This is a genomic window from Paraburkholderia eburnea (genome assembly GCF_002917095.1).
Classification (GTDB): Bacteria; Pseudomonadota; Gammaproteobacteria; order Burkholderiales; family Burkholderiaceae; genus Paraburkholderia; species Paraburkholderia eburnea.
The window spans coordinates 48,387-70,658 of record NZ_PQGA01000023.1; the positions used below are offsets into that span (position 1 = coordinate 48,387).

At 64.2% G+C, this 22,272-nt stretch carries 21 protein-coding genes; 9 read left to right on the forward strand and 12 right to left on the reverse strand.

What is annotated here, in order from left to right:
- Positions 1–221: 221 nt before the first annotated feature.
- Both B0G62_RS27025 and B0G62_RS27030 read left to right on the forward strand, forming a co-directional pair.
- A complete protein-coding gene (locus tag B0G62_RS27025) occupies positions 222–1,958 on the forward strand; it encodes a proline--tRNA ligase (protein ID WP_103707246.1) in 1,737 nt (578 codons plus the stop codon).
- Positions 1,959–2,026: 68 nt separating this feature from the next.
- Positions 2,027–2,626, forward strand: a complete 600-nt coding sequence (locus tag B0G62_RS27030; protein ID WP_103707247.1) for a MarC family protein — start codon at positions 2,027–2,029, stop codon at positions 2,624–2,626.
- 83 nt (positions 2,627–2,709) lie between these two features.
- Here the strand turns inward: B0G62_RS27030 and B0G62_RS27035 are convergent, their stop codons facing one another.
- Complete coding sequence (locus B0G62_RS27035; protein ID WP_103707248.1) at positions 2,710–3,261, reverse strand: hypoxanthine-guanine phosphoribosyltransferase; 552 nt, start codon at positions 3,259–3,261, stop codon at positions 2,710–2,712.
- A gap of 175 nt (positions 3,262–3,436) precedes the next feature.
- Positions 3,437–4,804 (reverse strand): signal recognition particle protein, encoded by a 1,368-nt coding sequence (ffh, locus tag B0G62_RS27040; RefSeq protein ID WP_103707249.1) that lies wholly within the window; start codon positions 4,802–4,804, stop codon positions 3,437–3,439.
- Positions 4,805–4,903: 99 nt separating this feature from the next.
- On the opposite strand from ffh, the gene B0G62_RS27045 reads away from it, so the two are divergent.
- From B0G62_RS27045 to B0G62_RS32760, 7 genes are all read left to right on the forward strand, one after another.
- Positions 4,904–5,848: a cytochrome C assembly family protein gene (locus tag B0G62_RS27045; RefSeq protein ID WP_103707250.1), complete on the forward strand. Its 945-nt coding sequence runs from the start codon at positions 4,904–4,906 to the stop codon at positions 5,846–5,848.
- Between the two features lie 4 nt (positions 5,849–5,852).
- Positions 5,853–6,182, forward strand: a complete 330-nt coding sequence (locus tag B0G62_RS27050) for a PP0621 family protein (RefSeq protein WP_103707251.1) — start codon at positions 5,853–5,855, stop codon at positions 6,180–6,182.
- An 18-nt stretch (positions 6,183–6,200) separates the two neighbouring features.
- A complete protein-coding gene (ampD, locus tag B0G62_RS27055) occupies positions 6,201–6,812 on the forward strand; it encodes a 1,6-anhydro-N-acetylmuramyl-L-alanine amidase AmpD (RefSeq protein ID WP_103707252.1) in 612 nt (203 codons plus the stop codon).
- Positions 6,813–7,366: 554 nt separating this feature from the next.
- Positions 7,367–10,351, forward strand: coding sequence for a ribonucleoside-diphosphate reductase subunit alpha (locus B0G62_RS27060; protein ID WP_103707253.1), 2,985 nt, complete (start codon positions 7,367–7,369; stop codon positions 10,349–10,351).
- A gap of 675 nt (positions 10,352–11,026) precedes the next feature.
- A complete protein-coding gene (locus tag B0G62_RS27065; protein ID WP_103707274.1) occupies positions 11,027–12,238 on the forward strand; it encodes a ribonucleotide-diphosphate reductase subunit beta in 1,212 nt (403 codons plus the stop codon).
- A 93-nt stretch (positions 12,239–12,331) separates the two neighbouring features.
- A complete protein-coding gene (locus B0G62_RS32365; protein ID WP_103707254.1) occupies positions 12,332–12,649 on the forward strand; it encodes a hypothetical protein in 318 nt (105 codons plus the stop codon).
- Between the two features lie 28 nt (positions 12,650–12,677).
- A complete protein-coding gene (locus B0G62_RS32760; RefSeq protein ID WP_103707255.1) occupies positions 12,678–13,361 on the forward strand; it encodes a histone H1-like DNA-binding protein in 684 nt (227 codons plus the stop codon).
- A gap of 319 nt (positions 13,362–13,680) precedes the next feature.
- Here B0G62_RS32760 and B0G62_RS27080 read toward each other — a convergent pair whose 3' ends face one another.
- The 10 genes from B0G62_RS27080 to B0G62_RS27125 all read right to left on the reverse strand — a co-directional run bounded on the left by B0G62_RS27080 (position 13,681) and on the right by B0G62_RS27125 (position 22,264).
- Complete coding sequence (locus tag B0G62_RS27080; protein WP_103707256.1) at positions 13,681–14,157, reverse strand: outer membrane lipoprotein; 477 nt, start codon at positions 14,155–14,157, stop codon at positions 13,681–13,683.
- Between the two features lie 44 nt (positions 14,158–14,201).
- Positions 14,202–15,143, reverse strand: coding sequence for a carbohydrate kinase family protein (locus tag B0G62_RS27085; protein WP_103707257.1), 942 nt, complete (start codon positions 15,141–15,143; stop codon positions 14,202–14,204).
- Positions 15,144–15,247: 104 nt separating this feature from the next.
- Entirely contained in the window at positions 15,248–15,748 is a 501-nt protein-coding gene (tpx, locus tag B0G62_RS27090) for a thiol peroxidase (RefSeq protein ID WP_103707258.1), read from the reverse strand.
- A 119-nt stretch (positions 15,749–15,867) separates the two neighbouring features.
- Positions 15,868–17,217, reverse strand: coding sequence for a zinc-ribbon and DUF3426 domain-containing protein (locus B0G62_RS27095; RefSeq protein WP_103707259.1), 1,350 nt, complete (start codon positions 17,215–17,217; stop codon positions 15,868–15,870).
- Between the two features lie 108 nt (positions 17,218–17,325).
- Entirely contained in the window at positions 17,326–18,222 is an 897-nt protein-coding gene (gene prmA, locus B0G62_RS27100) for a 50S ribosomal protein L11 methyltransferase (protein ID WP_103707260.1), read from the reverse strand.
- 4 nt (positions 18,223–18,226) lie between these two features.
- A complete protein-coding gene (gene accC, locus B0G62_RS27105; protein ID WP_103707261.1) occupies positions 18,227–19,606 on the reverse strand; it encodes an acetyl-CoA carboxylase biotin carboxylase subunit in 1,380 nt (459 codons plus the stop codon).
- A 197-nt stretch (positions 19,607–19,803) separates the two neighbouring features.
- Positions 19,804–20,274, reverse strand: a complete 471-nt coding sequence (gene accB, locus B0G62_RS27110; RefSeq protein WP_103707262.1) for an acetyl-CoA carboxylase biotin carboxyl carrier protein — start codon at positions 20,272–20,274, stop codon at positions 19,804–19,806.
- Between the two features lie 102 nt (positions 20,275–20,376).
- Positions 20,377–20,829, reverse strand: coding sequence for a type II 3-dehydroquinate dehydratase (aroQ, locus tag B0G62_RS27115; RefSeq protein ID WP_103707263.1), 453 nt, complete (start codon positions 20,827–20,829; stop codon positions 20,377–20,379).
- A gap of 194 nt (positions 20,830–21,023) precedes the next feature.
- A complete protein-coding gene (locus B0G62_RS27120; RefSeq protein ID WP_103707264.1) occupies positions 21,024–21,593 on the reverse strand; it encodes a TlpA family protein disulfide reductase in 570 nt (189 codons plus the stop codon).
- Positions 21,594–21,622: 29 nt separating this feature from the next.
- Positions 21,623–22,264, reverse strand: coding sequence for a UDP-N-acetylmuramate--alanine ligase (locus tag B0G62_RS27125; RefSeq protein WP_103707265.1), 642 nt, complete (start codon positions 22,262–22,264; stop codon positions 21,623–21,625).
- Between the last annotated feature and the right edge of the window lie 8 nt (positions 22,265–22,272).

Genomic DNA, 22,272 nt, shown 5'->3' on the forward strand with positions numbered 1-22,272 from the left:
TAAAATTGCTTTGATTATAAACAGATAACGGTCCTCACGCACCCGGCGGCCAGAAGTTTGGAGCGTTTTGTCACGAAGGCGCAAAAACCGCTTGCCGCGCCGCCCGCCGGGCCTCACCGGCAAGGCGCCCGGGGCGTTGTCATAATGTCGGGTCTGTGAACTCCACCGTTGGACTCTTTCGGACGGCCTCCCGTTGCCGCCGCTTTTGGAAAAAACTCTGAATGAAAGCCTCCCGTTTCTTTATCGGCACCCTCAAGGAAGCGCCGGCTGACGCCGAAATCGTCAGCCACAAGTTGATGATCCGCGCGGGCATGATCCGTCGCGTCGCGGGCGGCATCTACAACTATCTGCCGATTGGCCTGCGTTCGATCCGCAAGGTCGAGCAGATCGTGCGCGAGGAAATGAACCGCGCGGGCGCCATCGAACTGCTGATGCCGGCGGTGCAGCCGGCCGAACTCTGGCAGGAATCGGGTCGCTGGGAGCAATACGGGCCGGAACTGCTGCGCTTCAAGGATCGCAAGCAGACCGATTTCGTGATGGGGCCGACGCACGAGGAAGTCGTCACCGACATCGCGCGCAACCAGATCAAGAGCTACCGTCAGATGCCGGTGAACTTCTACCAGGTGCAGACGAAGTTCCGCGATGAAATCCGTCCCCGTTTTGGCGTGATGCGCGGCCGCGAATTCATCATGAAGGACGCGTACTCGTTCGATAAGGACGTCGACGGTTTGAAGCTGTCGTACCAGAAGATGTACGACGCCTACGTGCGCATCTTCACGCGTCTCGGCCTGGATTTCCGCGCGGTCGTCGCCGATAACGGCTCGATCGGCGGCAGCGGCTCGCACGAGTTCCACGTGATCGCCGAAACGGGCGAGGACGACATCGCTTACTGCCCGACCTCGGATTTTGCCGCCAACGTCGAAGCCACTGAAGCGCTGCCGCTGATCGCCGAGCGTGCAGCGCCCGCCGAAGCGCTCACGAAGACTTCGACGCCCGGCGCCGCGAAGTGCGAAGCCGTCGCCAAACTGCTCGGTCTGCCGCTCGAACGCACGATCAAGTCGATCATCCTCGCGACGGACAAAGAGGGCGCCGAACCCACGATCTGGCTGCTGATGCTGCGCGGCGACCACGACCTGAACGAGATCAAGGCGGGCAAGATCGAAGGCCTCGCCGGTTTCCGCATGGCGACCGAAGCCGAAATCGTCGAATGGTTCGGCACGCCGCCGGGCTACCTCGGGCCGCTCAACACGAAGAAGCCGGTCAAGGTGATCGCGGACCGCACGGTCGCGAACATGAGCGACTTCGTGGTCGGCTCGAACGAAGCGGACTTCCACACCACGGGCGTGAACTGGGGCCGCGATCTGCCGGAGCCGGTCGTTGCCGACATCCGCAATGTGAAGAAGGGCGATCCGTCGCCGGATGGCCAGGGCATCATCGACATCTGCCGCGGCATTGAAGTGGGCCACGTGTTCCAGCTCGGCACCAAGTACTCGGACGCGATGGGCGCGACCTTCCTCGCGGAAAACGGCAAGCCCGCACCGATGCAGATGGGTTGCTACGGCATCGGCGTCACGCGTATCCTGGGCGCGGCGATCGAGCAGAACTTCGACGACAAGGGCATCATCTGGCCGGAATCGATCGCGCCGTTCCAGGTGGTCGTGTGCCCGATGGGCATGGACCGCAGCGAACTCGTGCGTGAGCACGCCGAGCGTGTGTACAACGAACTGGTCGAAGCGGGCATCGACGTGATCCTCGACGATCGCGGCGAGCGTCCGGGCGTCATGTTCGCCGACTGGGAACTGATCGGCGTGCCGCATCGTCTGGTGATTGGCGAGCGTGGCCTGAAGGAAGGCAAGGTCGAGTACCAGGGCCGCCGCGACACCGAAGCGACGCTGCTGCCGGCCGACGAGGCCGCGCAGACGGTGGCGCAGAAGGTGCGCGCCGCGCTGCAGGCTTGATGCGCGGTTTTACGCGTATTTTCACGCGCATTTTCACGATTAACTTCAGCTAAAGGAGCGTTGCGAACGTGGAGTACAGTTTTCTGTCCGCGACGATCCTGCTGCTGCTCATCACCGATCCGCTCGGCAATATTCCGCTTTTCATCGGCTGCCTGCATCACGTGGCGCGGGAGCGCCGGGCGATCGTGATTCTGCGCGAGGTGGCGATCGCGTTCGTGATCCTGCTCATCTTCATGGTGGCCGGCAACGGCTTCCTGCGCATGATGGGCCTCACGGACACGTCGCTGCGCATCGGCGGCGGGATCGTGCTGTTCCTGATCGCGCTGCGCATGATTTTTCCGCATCCGGGCGGTCCGTTCGGTGGCGGCGACAAGGGCGGCGAGCCGCTCATCGTGCCGCTCGCCATTCCTGCGCTGGCGGGGCCTTCGGCGCTGGCCACGGTCATGCTGCTGACGTCGCAGGCGCCGGGCAAGCTGTTCGAATGGATCGGCGCGCTCGTCGTGACGATGGTGATCTGCGCGGTCGTGCTGGTGCTTGCCGAGCGCATTCAGCAGTGGCTCGGCGAGCGTGTCGTGACGGCCTTCGAGCGCCTGATGGGTCTCGTGCTCGTGGCGATTTCGGTGGAGATGATCCTCGCGGGGATCGCCACGTTCGTGCATCAGCTTTGATGCGCGCCGGTCTCAAAAGCAAAACGGCCCGAAAGGGCCGTTTTCTATTGGTGCTGCCTGTGTGCCTGGATTAAGCGCCGGAGTTACGCACCCTCGGTCAGCGCGCGAATGGTCGGCAGATTGCGCCAGTAGCCCTTCGCGTCCATGCCGCAACCGAACACATAGCGGTCCGGCACCGAAAAGCCGCAGTAGTCCGGATGCAGCGGTTTGGCCTTCGGAATGATCTTCTCGCACAGCACGGCCGACAGGAAACGCTTCGCACCCATGTCCATGATGCGGTCGCGGATCGCGGCCATGGTTTCGCCTTCATCGAGGATGTCGTCGAGCACCAGCACGACGCGGTCCTTCACCGACTCGCGCGGCGCGACGCGCCATTGCATTTCCGCGCTGCCCTTGATGGCGTTGCGGTAGCGCGTGAGGTGGATGTAGTCGAATTCGAGCGGGAAATCGAGGTGCGGCAGCAACATGCCGGTGAACACGGCCGCGCCACCCATCACCGACAGCACGAGCGGGAAGTCCTCGCTGATATCGGCGCGAATGGCTTCGGCCATCCGGCCGATCGACGCATTGACCTCGCCCACCGAAACGATTTCTTCGGAGTGGCGGAAAATATGGAGGGCTTCTTCGCGATTCATGACTCTGGCGGGGCGGTGGCTGTAGCTATTCAGTGTGGAAAATAACGACGGCGCGCGCTACAGCAAAAACCCGCGCTTCATGGTCCAGCTCGCGCGCCGCGTCGTTTCAGGCCGCCCGCGCGCCTGTGCGCCGCGCGGCCCGGATATCGAAAAAAATCGTCGAAATACTCGTCGATCAGCGCATGCCGGGCATCATGCCCTTCATGCCACGCATCATCTTCTGCAGGTTGCCGCCCTTGAGCTTCTTCATCATGGTGCGCATCTGGTCGTACTGATTGAGCAGACGGTTCACTTCCTGCACCTGCACGCCCGCGCCCGCCGCGATACGGCGCTTGCGCGTGGCCTTGATGAGATCGGGCTTGGCGCGCTCCTGCGCGGTCATCGAGCAGATGATGCCTTCCATGCGGCGCATCTGCTTTTCGGCCTGGCCCATGTTGGCGCCCGAGGCCGCCTGCTGGAACTGCGCGGGCAGCTTGTCCATGAGCGACGACAGGCCGCCCATCTTCTTCATCTGCGAGAGCTGCGCGCGGAAATCGTTGAGGTCGAAGTCGCCGCCTTTCTTGACCTTGTCGGCGAGCTTCTGGGCGGCTTGAACGTCCACGCCGCGCTGCGCTTCCTCGACGAGGGCGAGAATGTCGCCCATGCCGAGAATCCGGTTGGCCATGCGGTCCGGGTGGAACACTTCCAGGCCGTCGAGCTTTTCCGCGACGCCGACGAACTTGATCGGCTTGCCGGTGATGTGGCGCACGGACAGCGCCGCGCCGCCGCGCGAGTCGCCGTCGAGCTTGGTGAGCACGACGCCGGTGAGCGGCAGGGCGTCGTTGAACGCCTTGGCGGTGTTGACCGCGTCCTGACCGAGCATCGCATCGACCACGAACAGCGTTTCAGCGGGCTTGAGCGAGGTGTGCAGCGCGGTGATCTCGTTCATCATCGCCTCGTCGATACCGAGGCGGCCGGCCGTGTCGACGAGCAGTACGTCGTGATAGTGGCGCTTGGCCCAGTCGACCGCGGCTGCGGCGATGTCGACCGGCTTCTGGTCCGGCTGCGAAGGGAAGAAGTCCGCGCCGACCTGTTCCGTCACCGTCTTCAACTGCGCGATAGCCGCGGGGCGGTAGACGTCACAGGAAACAGTGAGAACCTTCTTCTTGTACTTCTCGCGCAGCAGCTTGGCCAGCTTGCCGACGGTGGTGGTTTTACCCGCGCCCTGCAGACCGGCCATGAGGATGACGGCGGGCGGCGTGACGGCGAGGTTGAGTTCGGCGGCCTTGCCTTCGTAGTCGCCGCCGATCACGGCGGTCAGCTCGCGCTGCACCACGCCGACGAGCGCCTGGCCCGGCGAAAGGCTGGCGATGACTTCCTCGCCGAGCGCCTTTTCCTTCACCTTGGCGATGAACTCGCGCACGACGGGCAGCGCCACGTCCGCTTCGAGCAGCGCGAGACGGACCTCGCGCAGCATTTCCTGCGTATTGGCTTCGGTCAGCCGGGCTTCGCCGCGCAGCGTCTTGACGACGCGCGCCATCCGTTGAGTGAGATTGTCGAGCATGGGGAGGCGGTGAGCAGTGCGGCCCGGTGCGTGGAGCGGGAGAGCGTCGCGATGCGTTGCGATCCCGCGCGGCCTGGGGGCCTATAGTAAACTTCGAACATGGATATTGTACTGTATGCCCTCACCGTGCTCCTGTACGGCGGTCTGTGCGCCGCCGACTGGCGCGCATTGCGCCGCGCCAGCATCGAGCCGCTCTTCGGCAGCGTGCCGCCGGTTCCGGTGACGGCCGGCCTCGCGGGCCCTGCCGGCGCGGGCGTCGAGACGCGCGCGCGCAGCTTCGGCGTGTTCTCGCGCGCGTTGCTGTTCATCGCGCTCGCGGCGCACGGCCTGTTGCTGCACATGACGATCTTCCCCGCCAACGAGATGATCTTCGGCTTCGCGTTCGCGTTGTCGGCGATGTTCTGGCTCGGCGCGGTGATCTACTGGATCGAGAGCTTTTTCTTTTCGCTCGACGGGTTGCGTCTGCTGCTGTTGCCGCTGGCCGCCGTCGCATCGATCCTGCCGCTCGTGTTCGGTGGCGTGCGCGTGCTGCCGTATGCGGCCGCGCCGCTCTTCAAGCTGCACTTCGTGATCGCCAACGTGGCCTATGGCCTGTTCGCCATCGCCGCGCTGCACGCCGTACTGATGCTTGCCGTCGAGCGCCGGCTGCACGCGCTCAAGGGCGCGGGCTTCCAGCGCAACGCCGGCAACAAGGGCGGCGGTTGGCTGTCGAACTGGATCGAAACGCTGCCGCCGCTGCTCACGATGGAAAAGCTCCTGTTCCGTCTGATCGGCGCGGGCTTCGTGCTGCTGACCGCCACGCTGGTGTCGGGCATCGTCTTCAGCGAACAACTGATCGACCGGCCGCTGTCGCTCGATCACAAGACCGTGTTCGCGATTCTTTCGTGGCTGATGTTCGGCGCGCTGCTCACCGCGCGCAAGATTTCGGGCTGGCGTGGCCGCTCGGCGCTGCGCTGGGTGATCGCGTCGTTCGTCGCGCTGTTGCTGGCTTATGTCGGCAGCCGCTTTGTGTTCGAAGTGCTGCTGCATCGTCCGGTCGTTTGATTCCATGAGACAGATTCTTCTCCTGATCCTGCTGTTCTTCGTCGGGCAGTGGTTCGTCAAGACGCTGCGCCGCGCGCAGCCGCAAGCTCGCACTGGCGCCGATCCGCGTCAGCAGGGGCCGGGCGCATGGCGCGCGAATGGCGGTGCGCAGGGCAATGGTGCGAATGGTGCGAACGCCGGCGCGCTGGCCGAGCCGATGGTGCGTTGCGCCGAGTGCGGCGTGCACGCGCCGCGCAGCGAATCGGTGAGCGTGGGCGCGCAGAGTTTCTGCAGCGCTGCGCACGCACGCGCCTACGACGCGCGCAAGACCGGCCAGGATCGTCCCGCGCGCTAAGTTGCGAGTGAGCCACGCATGAGTCACGATGTAACGCCGCCTGCGTACGCGGTCGATGCGCAGGGTTGGGTTTCGCCCGCGCGCCGCCTGCCTTCACCGAACTTCGAAGCGCGTCCCGGCGGCGCCGTGCCGACGCTCATCGTCGTGCACAACATCAGTCTGCCGCCCGACACGTTCGGCGGCCCGGAGATCGCCGATCTGTTCCTCAACCGCCTCGACTGCGACGCGCATCCGTACTTCGATACGCATCTGCGCGGCGTGCGCGTGTCGGCGCATTTCGTGATCCATCGCGACGGCGCGCTCGAACAATTCGTCTCCTGCGATGAGCGCGCGTGGCACGCGGGCCTGTCGAACTTCTTCGGACGCGAGCGCTGCAACGACTTCTCGATCGGCATCGAACTCGAAGGCAGCGACACGCAGCCCTTCGAACCCGCGCAATATGCGACACTCGCGCCCCTCGTGCGGGCGTTGTGCGCGCACTATCCGATCGACGCCGTGGCGGGCCATTCGGATATCGCGCCAGGCCGCAAGACCGATCCGGGACCGCATTTCGAGTGGACGCGTCTGCAGCGCGAGACGCAACTCGGCGATGTGTTCTTTCCCTATCTTCACGCGCGCGACGTGTCGTAATGCGTCGTCAGCGACGTCGTGACGCAGTGAAGCGCAACTAAACGGAAGACCTCTTGCCGCGCTAACCGTCGCGCGGCGTATGGGCTTTTCGACGCATGGAATCGGGTGTCGCGCTGAAATGCCCGCGCCGTCTGGGCTTCACGCGCTGTCAAGTCTCCAGGCCAAAATTTTCTTCGTTTTTTCTTCTTTGACTGCCCGGCGCTTCCACTATACTTCGTACCCGAAGCACAGCTTTACACCATATGTTGTATGTTCGGCGGCGCCCCGCTCTGATGAGCACGGCGCCGCGCGCATTAGCGGCATAGCAAAAATTGTGCGGTGCAGTCCGCTTAAAACCGGCGCACCGGCTGGTATCGAGAGAAAAGGTACAGCCAATGATCGCGGCATCCACGATGAAGACCGAAACGTTACGTGGCTCATCTGCCTTGCCGCATCCGGCAGCCTCGCCAGGCTGGCTCGCTCTCTCCCCCCAATCGTCCGCGCACACGGGGGCGCGGCATCCGTATTAATTCGCGAATTTCCTTCGCACATTTCCAGGACCAGGAGCTTTGCACATGCAAACGACCGATAACGTCTCGACCCGCTATGAAGGCGCGGCCGCCGCGCACACGCTGGGTGGCCAGCCGCAGGACGGCCAGGCCAGCGCGACGCAGTTCGCCGACCATAAGGTGATCCGCCGTAACGGCAGCGTGGTGGGCTTCGAGCCGTCGAAGATCGCGCTCGCCATGACCAAGGCATTCCTGGCCGTCAACGGCGGGCAGGGTGCCGCGTCGGCGCGCGTTCGCGAACTCGTCGAGCAGCTCACGCAGAACGTCGTGCGCGCACTCGTGCGCAGCCGTCCGAACGGCGGCACGTTCCACATCGAAGACATTCAGGATCAGGTCGAACTCGCGCTGATGCGCGGCGGCGAGCACAACGTCGCGCGCGCCTACGTGCTGTATCGCGAGAAGCGCTCGCAAGAGCGCTCGCATGCACCGGAAGCCGCAGCCGCGCCCGGCATCAACGTAACCGACAACGGCGTCACGCGCCCGCTCGACATGAACGCGCTGCACGCGCTGATCGTGTCGGCGTGCGAAGGCCTGGGCGAAGCCGTCAGCGCCGACCCGATCGTCGCTGAAACGGTGAAGAACCTGTACGACGGCGTGCCGATGTCGCAGGTCTACGACTCGGCGATTCTGGCCGCGCGCACGATGATCGAAAAGGACCCGGCCTACAGCCAGGTCACGTCGCGCATCCTGCTGCACACGATCCGTCGCGAAATTCTGGAAGAAGAAGTCACGCAAGCCGACATGGGCTGGCGTTACGCGGAATACTTCCCGCAGTTCATCAAGCGCGGCGTCGAAGCCGGCCTGCTCGACGACAAGCTCCAGCAGTTCGACCTCAAGCGTCTCGGTAACGCGCTGAACGCGAACCGCGACCTGCAGTTCGGCTACCTTGGCCTGCAGACGCTGTACGACCGCTACTTCCTGCACGTCGGCGGCACCCGCATCGAAATGCCGCAGGCATTCTTCATGCGCGTCGCAATGGGTCTCTCGCTCAACGAAATCGACCGCGAAGCGCGCGCGATCGAGTTCTACAACGTGCTCTCGTCGTTCGACTTCATGTCGTCGACGCCCACGCTGTTCAACTCGGGCACGCACCGCTCGCAGCTTTCGTCGTGCTACCTCACGACGGTTGCCGACGATCTCGACGGCATTTACGAAGCGCTCAAGGACAACGCACTGCTGTCGAAGTTTGCCGGCGGTCTGGGCAACGACTGGACGCGTGTGCGCGCACTCGGCTCGCACATCAAGGGCACGAACGGCAAGTCGCAAGGCGTGGTGCCGTTCCTGAAGGTCGTGAACGATACGGCCGTCGCGGTGAACCAGGGCGGCAAGCGCAAGGGCGCGGTCTGCGCGTACCTGGAAACGTGGCACCTGGACATCGAAGAATTCCTCGAGCTGCGCAAGAACACGGGCGATGACCGTCGCCGCACGCACGACATGAACACGGCGAACTGGATTCCCGACCTGTTCATGAAGCGCGTGATGGAAGGCGGCGACTGGACGCTGTTCTCGCCGTCGACCTGCCCGGATCTGCACGACCTGTTCGGCGCGGATTTCGAAAAGGCTTACGTCGCTTACGAAGAGAAGGCTGCACGCGGCGAGATCAAGCTGTTCAAGAAGCTGCCGGCCGCGCAACTGTGGCGCAAGATGCTGGGCATGCTGTTCGAAACGGGCCATCCGTGGATCACGTTCAAGGATCCGTGCAATGTGCGTTCGCCGCAGCAGCACGTGGGCGTCGTCCACTCGTCGAACCTGTGCACGGAAATCACGCTGAACACCAGCGACACGGAAATCGCCGTCTGCAACCTGGGCTCGGTGAACCTCGTCGCGCACATGATCGAACAGGCCGACGGCACGTTCGCGCTCGACCACGACAAGCTCAAGCGCACCATCAGCGTGGCGATGCGCATGCTCGACAACGTCATCGACATCAACTACTACGCCGTGTCGAAGGCGCGTAACTCGAACCTGAAGCACCGCCCGGTGGGCATGGGCATCATGGGCTTCCAGGACTGCCTGCACGTTCTGCGCACGCCGTTTGCTTCGCAGGAAGCCGTGGAGTTCGCCGATCGCTCGATGGAAGCCGTCTGCTACTACGCGTACTGGGCGTCGACGGAGCTGGCAGCCGAGCGCGGCCGCTACTCGACCTACCGCGGCTCGCTGTGGGATCGCGGCATCCTCCCGCAGGACACGCTCAAGCTGCTCGAAGAAGCGCGCGGCGGCTACGTCGAAGTCGACTCCAGCGAATCGATGGACTGGACCTCGCTGCGCGAGCGCATCGCGGCGCACGGCATGCGTAACTCGAACTGCATCGCGATCGCGCCGACGGCAACGATCTCGAACATCATCGGCGTGTCGCCGTGTATCGAGCCGACGTTCCAGAACCTCTACGTGAAGTCGAACCTCTCGGGCGAATTCACGGTGGTGAACGACTACCTCGTTCGCGACCTGAAGTCGCGCGGCCTGTGGGACGAAGTCATGGTCGCCGACCTGAAGTACTTCGACGGCATGCTCTCGCGCATCGACCGCGTGCCGGCCGACCTGCGCGCGGTGTACGCAACGGCGTTCGAAGTCGATCCGACGTGGCTCGTCGAAGCGGCGTCGCGTCGTCAGAAGTGGATCGACCAGGCGCAGTCGCTGAACATCTTCATGGCGGGCGCATCGGGCAAGAAGCTCGACGAGATCTACAAGCTCGCATGGGTGCGCGGTCTGAAGACCACGTACTACCTGCGCACGATGGCCGCCACGCACGTCGAGAAGTCGACGGTCGCTCACGGCGCGCTCAACGCGGTGCCGACGGGTGGTGGGAATGGCGGCGGCGCGGCAGGTGGTGCTGGCTTTGGTGCCGCGGGCGGCGCGGCCGGCAACGGCGGCTCGACGGTGATGCAATCGGCAGCGGAGCAGGTGGACGTTGCCGCGCCGGAAGCAGAAGGTCCGGTGTGCATGATGCGTCCGGGCGATGCAGGCTTCGAAGAGTGCGAAGCTTGCCAGTAAGCGTGGCGCACGCTCGCTATAAAGCGGCAGCGCGCAGCGCAACACTGCGCGCATGACGCAGGACCGCGAGCCGTACTGCAGTACCCTGGCAGCACCGGCAGTCAATAATAGTAGTAGGTAGTCGTAGCGTTTGAAGGCGGTGCGCGCAACGCGCGCCGCCTGTCTCTCCCGACGATGTGTGAAACGCAACGCGGCACGCGTGTTGCTCGCTTCTTCTCCACGTCTCACTTACGGGAGGCTTCAGGAATCCCTGGGGTTTTTCGCAAGGCTTCGGAATGCGCCGCGCGAGACACGCGTTTGAGCGCAGCGGGACGCAAGACATCGAGACAGACGAACACCGCGCAGTCTGTCTTTGCAGCAGCGAAACATGATGAAAAGCGCAGTGAAGAGCGAAGCCAGACGACGTGTGAACACACGCGATGCAGAGACTCTTTCATCGGCGCTCACGATTGTGCGAAGACCATGAAACGCGCAGCGACAGTGACGCTCGAGCGACGCAGAGGCGACGCAAAAGCGAAGCTTGCGTGCTGTTCACGCGAGTCGATCGAGACGATGCGATAACAAAGTGTTGTATCGAGGTCTCAACGCGAATCGAAAACAGGTTTTTTCGTGTGCGAACCCTTTTACCGCTCACGAAAAGATGGTACAAACCGTTCTAAATTGATGGTGACATTTATGCTCAACTGGGATGACGAGAACACGGCCGTAACTCCGTCGAGCGGTGCGCAGCAAAACGCAATGCGCAACCTCGCGGGTCAGGCTGTCTCTGCTCCGGGCATGCACTCCGCTCCTCAGTCCTCTTCGGCGCAAAACATCTTCGCCGCCGACTTCGCAGTCGCCCCGCCGCCGCAAACGCCGGTCGCGACCGAAGGCCGCGTGAATGTCGCCGACAAGCGCATCATCAACGGTCAGACCGACGTGAACCAGTTGGTCCCGTTCAAGTACAAGTGGGCCTGGGAGAAGTACCTGGCTGGCTGTGCGAATCACTGGATGCCGCAGGAAGTGAACATGTCGCGCGACATCGCCCTGTGGAAAGACCCGAATGGTCTGACCGAGGACGAGCGCCGCATCGTGAAGCGCAACCTCGGCTTCTTCGTGACCGCCGACTCCCTCGCCGCCAACAACATCGTGCTCGGCACCTACCGGCACATCACGGCGCCCGAATGCCGCCAGTTCCTGCTGCGCCAGGCATTCGAAGAAGCGATCCACACGCACGCGTACCAGTACATCGTTGAATCGCTCGGTCTGGACGAAAGCGAGATCTTCAACGCGTACCACGAGGTCAAGTCGATCCGCGACAAGGACGAGTTCCTGATCCCGTTCATCCAGACGCTCACGGACCCTGCGTTCAAGACCGGCACGCTCGAAGCCGACCAGACGCTGCTGCGTTCGCTGATCGTGTTCGCCTGCATCATGGAAGGTCTGTTCTTCTATGTGGGCTTCACGCAGATTCTCGCGCTCGGCCGCCAGAACAAGATGACGGGCGCCGCGGAGCAGTATCAGTACATCCTGCGCGACGAGTCGATGCACTGCAACTTCGGCATCGACCTGATCAACCAGATCAAGCTCGAAAATCCGCAGCTGTGGACCCCGGCGTTCCGCGCGGAGATCACCGAACTGTTCAAGCAAGCCGTCGATCTCGAATACCGTTACGCGGAGGACACCATGCCGCGTGGCGTGCTGGGCCTGAACGCGTCGATGTTCAAGAGCTATCTGCGCTTCATCTGCAACCGTCGCTGCCAGCAGATCGGCCTCGACACGCTGTTCCCGAACGAAGAGAACCCGTTCCCGTGGATGAGCGAAATGATCGACTTGAAGAAGGAACGCAACTTCTTCGAAACGCGCGTGATCGAATACCAGACGGGCGGTGCGCTGACCTGGGAATGACCCGGACGCACTGCGCAGTCAGTCTTTTGGGGTTGCCGCAAGGCGCTACGCGAGCGCCTTCGCCGGCATGACGATTAGGAGCAGGAACGCCTGATGCAAAGCGTGCCCGGAGCCTTGACGGCTCACTTAGGTGCAAGGCACTTTGCGAACCCTTCAGAGGGATGGGCAAACTTCCCCCCGGAAAAAGGCGCGAGCCATGTGGCTTGCGCCCTCAACGAACGTTGCCCGGTGTCGGTAGCCGACGCCGGAATGACTTGGCGCGCCGTGCTTTTCAGCACGGCGCGCCTTACCGCATTCATTAGCGTAAGCGCGCGGGATCAGCGTACGCCGATGAATAGCCCGCTTTGTAGCGTGCGCCCTGAGAAGCGTTTGCGGGAAGCGGGTTTTGACGAAGGGTGTAGTTTGAACTGACTCTCATCTGAACCTGAAGGAGAAAAAAATGGCAACTGCCAAGAAGAAACCGGCGGCCAAGAAAGCCGCAGTCAAGAAGGTCGCAGCGAAAAAGGCTGCTGCTCCGGCGAAGAAGGCCGCAGTGAAGAAGGTTGCAGCAGTGAAGAAGGTTGCTGCCAAGAAGGTCGCCGTGAAGAAGGTTGCTGCGAAGAAGGCAGCGCCGGCGAAGAAGGCAGCACCGGCCAAGAAGGTCGCTGCGAAGAAGGTTGCAGCCAAGAAGGTCGCCGTGAAGAAGGTTGCTGCGAAGAAGGCAGCACCGGCGAAGAAGGCCGCAGCAAAGAAGGTTGCTGCGAAAAAAGTCGCGGTGAAGAAGGTTGCCGCGAAGAAGGCAGCACCGGCGAAGAAGGCCGCAGCGAAGAAGGTTGCTGCGAAGAAAGTCGCCGTGAAGAAGGTTGCTGCGAAGAAGGCAGCGCCGGCCAAGAAGGCTGCACCGGCAAAGAAGGCCGCACCGGCGAAGAAGGCTGCTGCTGCCACGAAGGCTGCGCCCGCGAAGAAGGCCGCGCCTGCTGCCAAGAAGCCTGCTGCGAAGAAGGCTGCCCGCAAGGCGCCTGCGAAGAAGGCTGCCGCTGCTGCGCCTGCGGCCGCTGCGCAACCGGCTGCGCCCGCAGCAACGGTCAAGACGGCACTGAACCCGGCTGCTGCATGGCCGTTCCCGACCGGCAGCCGTCCGTAAGCCGTTCAAGTCGTACCGGCCGAAGCGCGCGAGAGTCAGTTAAACAACGCGTGCTTCGGTGGTCGGGCCTGGCGGCTTGCTCGCGAGGCTCGATCTGCAATCCCGTCGCTGGACTATCCGCGACGGGATTTTTTTCGTCTGCAGGCTTTGAGCGAAGGACGCCATGACAGACGCGCAGGCATGAAAAAAGGCGCATGCACAGGGGAGAGCATGCGCCTGAGGTTCCGCAGGCAGGCACGAAGCCGCGCTGCGGTACAGGGGAAACCGGTCTTCGATGGCTGGTGTGACGGCACGCCAGCCAGGTGAATCTCTTGTTTTCCTAGTGCGTAACGCGCGTGACGCCGCCGCTGGAGAGCAGGCGCACACGGTCGCCGGCCTGGAACACTTCGCCGGTGGCGGCCTGCGTGATGGCGCGGTAGTCGCCGTTATCCAGACGCACGGTGATTTCGAGGCCATCGTGCATCGCTACGCCGTTCTCGACCGCGTTACCGGCCACCGCGCCCGCGATGCCACCGATGATGCCGGTGACGATCGAGCCGCGACCGCCGCCAATCGCGCTACCGGCCACCGCGCCGAGCGCACCGCCGCCGACGGCGCCCAGACCGCTGGGCTGGCCGTTGTTCGAGCTGATCTTCACCGCGCGCACGCTTTCGACCACCGCCATGCGCACCGTGGCTTCACGCTGCGCCTGCGACGCGGTGTAGACATCGGCGGAGCTGCTGTTATAGGCACAACCCGTCACGGCGAGCGAACCCGCAACCATGACGGTCACAATCAGACGATTTGTTGTTTTCATTTCCCAAGCACTCCAATGCAGGCCGTTCCCGCGGCGCTGCGTGTTCAGAGCGACAGTTCGTAACCGAACGCCGCCTTGAATCGTTCCATGATCTGCGCCTTCGTGGGCGCATAGTTCTGCGGACCTTGTTGCTCGATCTTGAGCGCGCCCATCAGGCTCGCGAGACGCCCGGTGGTCGCCCACCCGAGCTTGTTCTCGATGCCGTAGAGCAGACCGCCGCGGAAGGCGTCGCCGCAACCGGTCGGGTCGAGCACGCGTTCGGCCTGCACCACGGGGATCTCTTCGATCTGGCCGCCGTGATAGATCTGCGAGCCTTGCTCGCCGCGCGTGATGATGAGTGCGTCGACCTTGCTGGCCATTTCTTCGATCGACCAGCCGGTGCGGTGGCTCACAAGGTTGGCTTCGTAATCGTTGACCGTCAGGTAGGTCGCAAGTTCAATCGCGCGACGTAGCGACGCACCGTCGAACAGCGGCAAACCTTGACCCGGATCGAAGACAAACGGGATTTTTGCCTGCGCGAGTTGCTCCACGTGCTGAACCATGCCGTCGAAGCCGTCCGGCGCGACGATGCCGAGCTTGATGCCGGGCGCTTCGTCTGCCTTGTTCACATGTGACTGCATCATCGCGCCGGGGTGGAACGCGGTGATCTGGTTGTTTTCGAGATCGGTCGTGATCATCGCCTGCGCCGACCACATGTCGGGCAGCACGCGCACGTGCGCCGTGTTCAGGCCGAGCGCGTTGAAGCGGTCCATATAGGGTTGCGCGTCGGCGGCGCCGAGCGTGCCCATGATGCGCGCGTCGCCGCCCAGCAGGTGCAGCGAGTAGCCGATGTTGCCCGCGCAGCCGCCGAATTCGCGGCGCATCGTCGGCACGAGGAAGCTCACGTTCAGGATGTGCACCTGCTCGGGCAGGATGTGCTCCCGGAAGCGACCCTCGAAGGTCATGATGTTGTCGTAGGCGAGCGAGCCGCAAATGAGCGTAGCCAAGGCGGGAATTCCTGTGATGCGTGTGATGAAAGAGGGCGGCGCGCGGCGGCTATCGTCGTGGTGCTGTCGTTGCGATACGCGCGCTGTGCGCGCCGCCGCCGTGATTACTTCAGCGCGGCGAGCGCTGCGTCGTAGTTCGGCTCGTTCTTGATTTCGCCGACGCGTTCCGCGTACACGACGTTGTCGTTCGCGTCGATCACGACCACGGCGCGCGCCGTGAGGCCGGTCAGCGGGCCGCTCGTGATGTCCACGCCGTAGGCTTGCGCGAACTCATGGCCGCGGAAGGTCGACGCCGTGACGACGTTCTCGATGCCTTCGGTCGTGCAGAAGCGGCCAGCCGCGAACGGCAGGTCGCCCGAGATCACGACGACAGCCGTGTTGTCGAGATTGGCGGCGGCTTCGTTGAACTTGCGCGTCGAGGTGGCGCAGGTCGGCGTGTCGAGGCTCGGCACGATGTTCAGCACCTTGCGCTTGCCGGCGAAATCGGCGAGTGCGACGGGCTTCAGATCCTTGCCGACGAGCGAGAACGACGGGGCCTTCTGGCCGGGCGCCGGGAAGGTGCCTGCGACGTCGATCGGGTTACCGCCTAGCGTGACTTGACTCATGATGTGCTCTCCGGATTTAAGGCTGTTGTGGTGAGTGGCGCACCCGGCGTCGCCGGGTGCCAGGGGCGCGCGAGCGCGCATCGCGTGGGCGGCACGGGCGCGCGCGCAGGGATACGCGGCTACGGATAGAAGATCTCGATGCGGAAATTCGATGCGACGACGTTGCCGGTGTCGAGCCGCACGATCATCGTCTGCGTGCTGTGTGCGGGAAGGCCGGCGTCGATGCGGGTGCCGGGCGGCGCGTAGTCCTGCGGCCAGAGCACGCGGCGCAGCACCACGTTGTTCTGGCGGTCGAGCAGCGTGAGTTCGATGGCCGGATACGCCAGCGCCACCTGGAAGCGGTTGCGCAGCGGCACCTTCAGTTCGAGATGATGCGGGTCGTCCACCTGGCGCAGATCGGACGGCTGCACCTGCAGACCGTCGATGTCGCGCGGCGGGCTCACGTGACAGCCGAGTTGCGCGCAGACCTGCTGGTAGAGCGGCTGCGACGCGGGCCAGTAGACCATGACGCTTTCGCGCTGCCACCAGACGAGCTGCAGCGCCAGCAGCACGATCAGCGCGAGCGCCAGCAGCGAGCCGACGATGCGCCAGCCCGGATGCCCCTTCGCGCGCGCGGGCGCTTCGCGGGTCACCGCAAAGGGCGCGTCGCCGTCGTTGGCTTCGAGTGCGGTGAAGGCGGGTGCGCTTGCGGCTGCGGCGGTTCCTGTCGCGATCGCCGTGGAGCGATGGAACACCGGTTCGGGATTGGCGACGGGTGAGTGGGCTGGTGTGCGGGGCGGCGTGCGGGCTGTTTCGCCCGACGAAAGCGTCGGCTCGGTGTGAGCCGCATGCGCGCTGCCCGGAGCGACCGGCTCCGGGGGAACCAGTTCGTGCTCGACACGCGTCCAGCGCGCAGCGGGCGTTTCGGCTTCGACGTGTGCCGGAGCGGGCGCGGACCCGGACGAGAACGTGGGCTCGTCGTCGTGGATCACGCGCATTTCGACTTCGCGCGCCGCCCGGCTCGCGGCGGCGGCAAGGCTCGCCTGCGGCAGATTTTCGGCGTTGTATTGCAGGCGCGGATCGATGTGGCTGTCCGGCTGCGGCGCCCACGGATCCCAGGCGGCGCTCGAAAAATTCGGCGGCGCGGCGGGGCGAGTGGGAGCCGGCTCAGGCTCGCGCGCGGCTTCGGGCGTCGGCGCGACCGGTTCCGGCTCGCGTGGCGCCTCTACGAGGGGTTCGGGTTGTACAGGCTGCGCGGCATGAGTGGGATGCGCGGCCGCATGAGGCGTCGTCAGGCTCGCGGCGATATCGGCCGCAACGGGCGTGGCCAGCGCGAAATCGCCGCCTTCGGGCATTTCGTACAGGCTACCCGAGGCGTCGAACGCTTCCTGGCAATGGCCGCAACGCACGAGACCGCGGCGAGCGGCGAGCTGTGCCGGCTGGACACGGAATACGGTTTCGCAGAAGGGGCAGCGCGTGGCCAGGAGCATGTGTGCCGTGGACCCGGATGGTTGGCGATACACGCCATTCTAATGGCAATCCACGACGCCTAACGACTTGAGCCGCCGCCCGGCAGGGCGGGCGGCTTTCGTGGAGCGTTATGCGCGCCGCGTACCGGCCAGACAGACCCAGCCTTCGTGCTCGCGCCAGACCGAGATATCGATCCATTGCGCGTACACCTGCGCCACTTCATCGGCCTGGCGGGCAAGAATGCCCGACAGCGCGAGGCGTCCACCCGGCTTCACGCGCGACGACAGCATCGACGCCATCAGCTTGAGCGGATTCGAAAGAATGTTTGCAACGACGATGTCGAACTCGCCCGCCTGCAGGTCGTCGGGCAGGCCATACGTCACGTCCGCGTGGTTGCGTTCGCTGTTGTGGCGCGCCGATTCGACCGCCTGCGGATCGATATCGATGCCGATCACCGGGTTGGCGCCGCACTTCTTCGCGAGGATCGCGAGGATGCCCGAGCCGCAGCCGTAATCGAGCAGCGATGTCCCCGGCTGCACGTTCTGCTCCAGCCATTCCATGCACAGGCGCGTGGTGGGATGGCTGCCCGTGCCGAAAGCCAGGCCCGGATCGAGTTCGAGGATCAGCGCGTCGGGGTCGGGCGCGTCGTGCCACGAGGGCACGACCCAGATGTGCTCGCCGATCGGAATCGGATCGAACTGCGATTGCGTGAGGCGCACCCAGTCCTGTTCCTCGACTTCGCGCAGCGTGTGCTTCGGCGTTTCAGGCAGCCCCAGCTCGTTGGACGCCGCCGCGAGCAGCACGGCGGGATCCTGATCGTCGCCGATCAGCGCGATCACGCGCGAATGCTGCCACGCGGTGCGCTCGGGCGTGAGGCCAGGCTCGCCGAAGAGCGGTTGCTCGTCGGGCGTGTCGGCGTCGGCGTCTTCCACCGACACCGAGAGGGCGCCAAGCTCGATCAGCGCGTCGGACAGCTCTTCCGCGCGGTCGCGCTCAAGCTCGACGATCAGTTCCCGGTAGCTCATGGAATTACGCTTCGTCCTTCTTCGTCGCCTGGTTCATGGCCTGACGTTCGGCCAGACGGCTTTCCAGGTAGTGAATGCTCGTGCCGCCTTCGACAAACTTGGCGTCGAGCATCAGCTCGCGGTGCAGCGGAATGTTGGTCGAGATGCCTTCGACCACCATTTCCGAGAGCGCGATACGCATGCGCTGGATGGCCTGTTCGCGCGTCGCGCCGTAGGTGATCAGCTTGCCGATCATCGAATCATAGTTCGGCGGCACGAAATAGCCATTGTAGGCATGCGAGTCGACGCGCACGCCGGGGCCGCCCGGCATGTGCCAGGAGGTCAGACGGCCCGGCGACGGCGTGAACTTGAACGGATCTTCCGCGTTGATCCGGCACTCGATCGAGTGGCCCTTCAACTGGATGTCGCGCTGGCGGAATGCGAGCTTCTCGCCCGCGGCGATACGGATCTGTTCCTGCACGATGTCGATGCCGGTGATCAGCTCGGTGACCGGGTGCTCGACCTGCACGCGCGTGTTCATTTCGATGAAGTAGAACTCGCCGTTTTCGTACAGGAATTCGAACGTGCCCGCGCCGAGATAGCCCATCTTCTTGCAGGCGTCGGCGCAACGGTCGCCGATGCGGTCGAGCAGGCGGCGCGCGATGCCCGGCGCCGGCGCTTCCTCGATCACCTTCTGGTGGCGGCGCTGCATCGAGCAGTCACGCTCGCCGAGCCACACGGCGTTCTTGAACGAGTCGGAGAGCACCTGGATCTCGATGTGACGCGGATTCTCGAGGTACTTCTCCATGTAGACCTGCGGGTTGCCGAAGGCCCGGCCCGCTTCTTCGCGCGTCATGTTGACCGCGTTCACGAGCGCGGCTTCCGTGTGCACCACGCGCATACCGCGACCGCCGCCGCCGCCCGAGGCCTTGATGATGACCGGGTAGCCGATGGTGCGCGCGATCTTCACGATTTCTTTCGGATCGTCGGGCAGGGCGCCTTCCGAGCCCGGCACGCAGGGCACGCCGGTCTTGATCATGGTCTGCTTCGCCGTGACCTTGTCGCCCATCATGCGGATCGTTTCCGGACGCGGACCGATGAAGGTGAAGCCCGATTGCTCGACGCGCTCGGCGAAGTCGGCGTTCTCCGACAGGAAGCCGTAGCCGGGGTGGATCGCCTCGGCGTCGGTGACTTCCGCCGCGCTGATGAGCGCGGGCATGTTCAGGTAGCTCAGGTTAGAAGGCGCCGGGCCGATGCAGACCGCCTCGTCCGCGAGCTTCACGTACTTGGCTTCCTTGTCGGCTTCCGAATAGACGACGACCGTCTTGACGCCGAGTTCGCGGCACGCGCGCTGAATGCGCAGCGCGATTTCGCCACGATTGGCAATGAGGATTTTTTCAAACATGGTGGGTATTCGACTCATCAATGGGCGCCGCATGGCCGTGCAGGCGGGCCGCCAGGAAGGACCGGTGGTGCGCGCGGCGCTGGTGGCCGCGCGCGCCGCGACCGGCGAGGGCGGTGCGGCGCCTGAGGGATGTCGCGGATGTCGCGCGAAGCGCCGGCGCGCTCATGCGATCACTCGTGCTCTGCGGGTGGTCGGGCTTATGCGACCACGAAGAGCGGCTGGCCGTATTCGACCGCCTGGCCGTTCTCGACGAGGATTTCCTTGACCACGCCCGAGGCGTCCGACTCGATTTCGTTGAGCAGCTTCATCGCTTCGATGATGCACAGCGTCTGGCCTTCCTTGACCGTGTCGCCCACCTGCACGAACGGATCGGCGCCCGGCGACGGTGCGCGGTAGAACGTGCCGACCATCGGCGACGTTACGACGTGGCCTTGCGGCACGGCCGGCGCGGCAGCGGCGGGCGCTGCGGCTTCGCCTGCGTGGGCCGGTGCGGCGGCCACGGGGGCGCCGGCGAACGGCGCCGCGAATTGTGCTGCGCCCGGTTGTACGTAGACCGGCGGCGCGTTCTTGACGATGCGCACCTTGCCTTCGCCCTCGGTGACTTCGAGTTCCGAGATGCCCGATTCGGAGACGAGGTCGATCAGAGTCTTCAGCTTACGTAGATCCATGGTGCAGCCCCTTTGCTTGAATACGTGAGGTGCCGGGGCGCGCGCGTCCCGGCACGGGATAAGAGTGGTCTTTCAGAGTGCGTCGGTCATCCGGCGCCGGAATCAGGCGGCCGACCGGGCAGCGAGCCGGTCGAGCGCGTATTCGAGCGCGTAGAGATAACCCTTCCAGCCGAGGCCGCAGATGACGCCTTCGGCCTGGTCGGAAAAATACGAGTGATGCCGAAAGGCTTCGCGGCGATGCACGTTCGAGAGATGGATCTCGACGAACGGAATGCCCACGCCTGCCAGTGCGTCCCGGATCGCCACGCTGGTGTGCGTGTAGGCCGCCGGGTTGATCAGAATGAAGTCCGTCTGTTCCGTGCGGGCCGCCTGGATGCGGTCGACCAGCGCGCCTTCGTGGTTGCTCTGGAACGTCGCAAGCTCCACGCCGGCGTCGGCGGCACGGTCGGCGAGCGCCTGATCGATCTGCGGCAGCGTCACGCGCCCATAGACCTCCGGTTCCCGGGTGCCGAGAAGATTGAGGTTGGGTCCGTGCAAAACCAGCAGTCGCGTCATGGTCGCTTCTTTTTCCGTGGAATTGCGCGAACTTTAGCGCCGATTAGAGAAATTTGTCTAGTTTTCCAGACGGGCAATATGACCCCGATACCGCGCCGTAAGGCGCGGCGAGGTCGATCTTCAGCCAATTGCATCAATTAAAGCGGTAAAAAGTGCTCTACGGCCGTTAAGTTCCGCTCAATTGTTCGGGCGCGTTAAAGTGCGTCAAGCGTGTGGCGCAACTCGTCCGGTTTGATTTGGCCTAATTTTGTCGCGCGAACGGCGCCGTTCGCGTCGATTACGACCGTGTAAGGCAGGCCCCCGGCGTTGTTGCCGAAGGCGCGCGCGACGTCGGCGCCGCCGAAACCGGCGATATAGATCGGGTAATCGACCTTGACCTTGCCGAGGAAAGTCTTGATGTTGGCCGCCGAATCCACGCCAAGGCCGACGAACTGGATGCCTTTCTTCGCGTACTCGCGATGCAGCGCGGAAAGCTCGGGCATTTCCTCGACGCACGGGCCGCACCACGAGGCCCAGAAGTTCACGACGATCGGGTGGCCTTTATAGATGGCGAGCGACTGGGGCTTGCCGTCCGGATTGGTGACGGCGGCCGACCAGAGCTGGTCCACCGCGCTTTGCTTGCCGGCGACCGTTGCCGCGTCCGCGTTTGTGATGCCAGTGGCGCTACCTTCATGTCCGCCGCTCGCCAAGTGTCCTGCAAGAATGCCGCCGCAGGCTGCCACCGCCGCGACTGCGACGCCGGCCAGAATCCGCTTTGTGTTCATTGCTGCGCTGTCTATAAGAGTCAGGTGGGTCAGGTTGTCGAGGTGGCGCCGCTCTCGTCGATCAGCGCCTGGAGTGCCTGCGCATTCGCGCGCGGCAGACGCCCGCGTGCGTCGGCACGTACGGCGCCGCGCAGGTCGTCGGTATTGTAGAGCGCGATGTGAATGCCGACCGGCTCTTCGGTACGCGAGGGCTTCCACATGAAGCTGAGCGTCTCCACATAGCCGCGCGCGGCAAAGTGGCGCGTTTCCGAGACGTCGTACTGCACGTTCGCGTTCAGCAGCCAGATGGCGACGTCCTTGGCGTTATCGCAGAAGCTCTGCAGATGGATGTCCGAATGCTCGCCCGCCGTGCCGTTGAGCACCGCGCCCGTGAGGAACGGGTTGAACGCCGCGAGCTTCGTCATCCAGTCGAGCGCGATCTCGCGCAGACGCCGCAGCACCGCCGGCTGGCTGTCGCCCTGAAAAAGGGCCTGATATTCGCGGATTTCTTCCTCGATCTGATCATTGTCGGGCAACCAGACGCCTTCGATACGGGTGTCCCCCACCACCTGCCGCGCGGCCTTGCGCTTGGCGGTGGCGTAATCGAGGCCGTCCTCGGCAATCATTCTTGCTGCCGCGATGGCGATTTCCTCGCGCACGCGCTGGGGATCGAAATGTGATCTGCGAATCATGCGTCCAT